At 28.5% G+C, this 4,736-nt stretch carries 5 protein-coding genes; 2 read left to right on the plus strand and 3 right to left on the minus strand.

Features of this window, described 5'->3' with window-relative positions; all coding sequences use genetic code 11:
* The first annotated feature begins 85 nt into the window (after positions 1-85).
* On the plus strand, positions 86-1,411 hold the full coding sequence (locus VK998_RS10575) for an FtsW/RodA/SpoVE family cell cycle protein (protein WP_325228092.1): 1,326 nt from the start codon (positions 86-88) through the stop codon (positions 1,409-1,411).
* Positions 1,412-1,489: 78 nt separating this feature from the next.
* Here VK998_RS10575 and VK998_RS10580 read toward each other — a convergent pair whose 3' ends face one another.
* Both VK998_RS10580 and VK998_RS10585 read right to left on the minus strand, forming a co-directional pair.
* On the minus strand, positions 1,490-1,669 hold the full coding sequence (locus VK998_RS10580) for a hypothetical protein (protein WP_325228093.1): 180 nt from the start codon (positions 1,667-1,669) through the stop codon (positions 1,490-1,492).
* Positions 1,670-1,749: 80 nt separating this feature from the next.
* Positions 1,750-3,093 carry an MATE family efflux transporter gene (locus tag VK998_RS10585; protein ID WP_325228094.1) on the minus strand — a complete coding sequence of 448 codons (1,344 nt, stop codon included), beginning with the start codon at positions 3,091-3,093 and terminating at the stop codon, positions 1,750-1,752.
* 75 nt (positions 3,094-3,168) lie between these two features.
* On the opposite strand from VK998_RS10585, the gene VK998_RS10590 reads away from it, so the two are divergent.
* A complete protein-coding gene (locus VK998_RS10590) occupies positions 3,169-3,975 on the plus strand; it encodes a MerR family transcriptional regulator (RefSeq protein WP_325228095.1) in 807 nt (268 codons plus the stop codon).
* A 21-nt stretch (positions 3,976-3,996) separates the two neighbouring features.
* On the opposite strand, the gene VK998_RS10595 is transcribed toward VK998_RS10590, so the two are convergent.
* Positions 3,997-4,416 carry an OsmC family protein gene (locus VK998_RS10595; protein WP_325228096.1) on the minus strand — a complete coding sequence of 140 codons (420 nt, stop codon included), beginning with the start codon at positions 4,414-4,416 and terminating at the stop codon, positions 3,997-3,999.
* Between the last annotated feature and the right edge of the window lie 320 nt (positions 4,417-4,736).

The raw sequence follows: 4,736 nt of genomic DNA on the forward strand, positions 1-4,736 counted from the left end.
GGAAGAAGAGTTTTAGCAGAGAAGGAAAATGAATGGAGAACTTATGTTAATGCAATTAATCAAGTTCTAAAAGGAGGGGAAAGCTATGCAATATTCTGCTAAAATAAATGAATTTCTAGAGACTATTTGTGAACAAATAAGATGGAAAAAGGCTCATAATATGGTTTGTGAAGAAATTAGAAATCATATTATTGACCAAAAGAATGCATTTATAAATGAAGGAATAGATGAAGAAACCGCTCTGGATAAAGCAATTAAAGAAATGGGGGATCCTGTTTTAATTGGAACAGAACTGGACCGTACCCATAGACCCAAGACAGAATGGAAAATTATACTTTTGACAGGGATTATGATTTTATTAGGGTTTACAATTAGATTTATTGCAAGCAGTGAACCTCATACCCCTTTATTGTTAGAAAGAAGTTTGATTACTACTTTAATAGGGATAGTTTTTATGGTAACTTTATATTTTACTGATTTTACAATTATAGGTAGATATCCTAAAACTATTTTCATAGGCATTACCATTATATCTATGGTTTCAATGGTTTTATCACCAGTTGTTAGAGGAAAGCATGCATATGTTCAATTTATTATGATTTTATTTCCAACAGTCATGTCTGGAATAATTTATAATATGAGAACCAAAGGATATTTAGGGATTATATTAAGTGGAGCATTTTTTATTATTCCTGTATTTATAGGATTTATGATACCCAGTATATCAGTAGTAGTCTTAATATTTTCATCTTTCCTAATACTTATAACTATGGCAATTATAAAAGGATGGTTCAATGTAAATAAGCTTTATGGAATGCTCCTTGTATCCATACCGACTATTGTTATAGGTGGCATAGGATTTATAAAGCTAATGTTCTATAGTTATAGGCGTGAAAGATTATTAAATATTATAAATCCATTAAGAGATCCATTGGGACATGGATATATTGGTGCGAAGATGAGAGATATGTTAGCAGGTGCTAAATTTATTGGTAGAGGAACATTAGAAATAAATTCTTATATGATACCTGAAATAAATACAAATTATATATTAACATATTTAATTCATAGACTAGGTTGGCTATCATTTATTGTGGTAATGGGGGTTATATTTCTTTTTATATTTCGTTCGTTTAAGATATGTTACAAACAAAAAAGTATTTTGGGAAAATTGGTTTCTACAGCAGTTTTAATTACATTTACAATGGAAGTTGTTTTTTATACCATAAGCAATTTAGGTTTTCCAATTACTAATTATGTTTTACCTTTTATTTCTTATAGCGGAATGGCTACAATTGTAAATATGTCTTTAATAGGCATAATGCTTTCTGTATTTAAATCCGGTTACATAGTAAAGGATAGTTTTATATCGAAGAATGATGAGATGGGTTTAGAACGAGATAAGCTTTAGATAGTTTTTTCTGATATATAAAAGCTCTAGTTCCAACAATGTTTTTTGAAACTAGAGCTTTATATTTAATCTACTAATTTATTCCCATTTAGGCTCATTGAAATTACTTGGTTTTTTTATTCTTTTAGATTCTTCTTCAGATACAATATATCCAACTATACCTTGATTATCGTAATCTTTGACTAATTTAATTGCTTCATTTTTTGACATAGGTTCAGAAAACTTATTATCAGTTATAACGATGTATTTATCATTCATAGATTTCTTCCTTTCATTTTAGTGTTTATTTAGTATATGTTAAACACTAAAAATAATTCAAAATTGAAAAATCTAAATTTTTATTTATATAAAGGTATATCTTTTAGGTCGGATTGAAACCTTATATATATAGTAAAAGCAATAGCTAGTGTTAGAACTTCACAAACTAAAGAAGAAATCCAGATGCCAATATTACCCCATATATTGGGCAAAATTAATAGTGTTAAAGTAATTAGAATATATCCTCTTAATGTTGAAATAATTGTCCCTTTAGTAGTTTCTTTTAATGCTGTAAAATAGCCAGATAAAATGATATTAAATCCGCAAATTAGAAATCCAAAACTAAATATTTTTAAACCTTTTATGGCTAGCAAAAATGCTTGCTTGTTGGATGGATTTATAAAAAGGGAGACTAATTGTTTTGTAAATCCCTGAGAAATCCCAAAGAATAAAACAGAAAAAGCTAAAGAAGTTTTTAATGCTAAGGTTAATAAATTTTCTATATTTTTATGGTTACCTTCCCCATTATAATAACTAATCAAAGGCTGCATTCCTTGGTTTATACCTACCATAGTCATAAGAACTAAGTTATTTAGGTACATAATAACTCCAAAGGCTGCTAGACCGTAAGTGCCGATATGTTTTGAAATTGCAAAATTAAATACAAAAGTAGTAAATCCTGCTGATAGTTCAGTTAATGCTTCGGGAATACCTATAGTAAATAATTTTTTCATGATAGAAAAATCAAATTTTGGTTTAATGAATTTTAAATTAGATTTTCCAAAAATAAAGTGAAACAAAAACGCCATACAAGAGATAAACTGGGAGGCACCTGTAGCAAATGCTGCTCCCTTTATTCCGTAGTTAAAACGGATTACAAGAATATAATCTAGTACTATATTGGTTATAGCAGCTAGTGTGACGAATATTATGGAGTAGATAGGGAATCCATCGGCTTTAACTAGAACTTCTAATGAATAAGCTACCATAAAAAAAGAACTAAAAAGAATTATTATTTTTAAGTAGTCTACAACATAAGGCAAAGTTTCTGTAGTTGCTCCTAAAAAATATGCTATTTTTTTTATAAAGACTAATGAAAGTCCAGTTAATACAATACCTATAATAGAAATAAGGATTATATTTAAAGTAAATATTTCATTGCTTTTTTCTTTTTCGTTTTTACCAAAATAAAATGTTATTAAGGTAGAAGCTCCAACTGAAAGCAATAGGGATATTGCAAAAACACCATTAATATAAGGCATGGAAAGATTAACAGCTGCTAGGGCAATAGGGCCTACTCCTTTTCCAACAAATATCCCATCTACCATGGTATAAATAGAAAAAAACCACATGGCAGTCACTGAAGGTATTAGATATTTAAAAAATTTTTTTGTCAATTGTGATTTTGACTTACTTTGTTGCATAAAATCACTCCTTGATTACTAATATAAACCTTGGTACAATACTAATGTCAAGAACAAATATAAGGAGAGAAGTAAATGAAGAAAGAATATACTATAGGACAAATATGTAAACTATATGATTTTGGACCAGATTCCATTCGTTACTATGAAAAGAAAGGGCTTATAAATCCAAAAAGGAGGTCTAATGGATATAGAGTATATTCTATAGACGATATTTGGAGACTAAATATAATTAAAGATTTGAGAAAACTTGATTTTTCTACAAAACAAATAAAAGAATATTTAGAGAATAGAAGTATAGATACTACCATTGATTTAATGGAGAAGGAAGTAGAATTAATTGAAAAAAAGATTGGACCTTTGATGGAATTAAAAGAAAATTTACAGGTAAAGCTAACGGATTTAAAAGAATTTAAAAACATAGATACCTATGGGGAAATAGAAGTAGAAGAAATTAAAGAGAGAAGAATAATTCTTATTGAAGGAGTTATGTCGAAAGATGAGGAAGTAGATTTGGCTTTTCGTAAATTAGAAGGTAGAGATGATTCAAAATTATTCTTATTTGGGAATAAGGATATGGGAGTTTTTATTTCTGATGAAGGATTAAAAAAGGAAGATTATAGTCTATATGAAAATGCTTTCTTTTTTGTAGATGATAAAGAAGATTATAATATGATTTTGCCTTCTGGTCTTTTTGTAACGTTGATATACCTTGGTTCTTATAAAAAAAGTCAAAGATATTTTGAAAAGATGATGGATTTTATAAAGGAGAATGGATATACACTTAGTGGAAGGCCAATGGAAATCTATCGCTTAGATATACATGGTACATCTAAAGAGAAAGAGTTTATAACGGAGATTCAAATTCCAATAAAAAAATAAAAAAGCAACATTTGTTGCTTTTTAGTCTTCAATGATTATATCATAATTAACTGATGTGGCTTTTTTAAGCATTGCAGTTACACCACAATATCTTTCTTGTGAAAGAGAGACAGCCTTTTCTATTTTTTTTCTAGGCAAATCTTTTCCTTTAAATTTATAGATTAAATGGATATTTTCATAAACTTTTGGATGTTCTTCCGTATTGTCAGCTTCTACTTGTATTTTAAAGTCTTCTAGTTCTACCTTCATTTTTTTTAATATGGACATTGTATCAATGCCGGTGCAACCAATTAAACCTGCTAAAAGTAGTTGTTTAGGTCGAGGGCCTAGATTATTACCTCCAATTTTTTCTGCAGCATCGGTAATAAAATTGTGGCCATTCAAATCCATTTCAAATCCCATATTTCCTTTTAAACTTGCTTCAATTTTAGTTTTTTTCATTTAAATGACTCCTTTCAAAAGTATTACAACTATGATACCCTAAAATCCAATGTTTAAAAGGAGTATTGATAGATAACAAATTTCTACATTCAATAACAAGGGGTCCTTAGTAGGTGAAGCTTACCGTTGTTATAAAAATTGTTGACTTTTCTAGTTAAATATTATATGATTGTTAAAATAAAGTTAAATTCAATGCATAGAAATAGTAGCTAAATAAACATGGTTTTAGCGAGTCGGAGTTGGTGAAAGTCCGATACCATAATTTTAGTGAATGGATCTATAAGAAGTTTGGTTAAATGATTATGATCAGAGTAGCCAAT

Origin of the sequence: Schnuerera sp. (genome assembly GCF_035459645.1) — a bacterium.
GTDB lineage: Bacteria > Bacillota > Clostridia > Tissierellales > Tepidimicrobiaceae > Schnuerera.

Coding starts and splice junctions, on each gene's coding strand:
- VK998_RS10575 (WP_325228092.1), top strand. CDS start 86: ATGCAATATTCTGCTAAAATAAATGAATTTCTAGAGACTATTTGTGAA.
- VK998_RS10580 (WP_325228093.1), bottom strand. CDS start 1,669: ATGAATGATAAATACATCGTTATAACTGATAATAAGTTTTCTGAACCT.
- VK998_RS10585 (WP_325228094.1), bottom strand. CDS start 3,093: ATGCAACAAAGTAAGTCAAAATCACAATTGACAAAAAAATTTTTTAAA.
- VK998_RS10590 (WP_325228095.1), top strand. CDS start 3,169: ATGAAGAAAGAATATACTATAGGACAAATATGTAAACTATATGATTTT.
- VK998_RS10595 (WP_325228096.1), bottom strand. CDS start 4,416: ATGAAAAAAACTAAAATTGAAGCAAGTTTAAAAGGAAATATGGGATTT.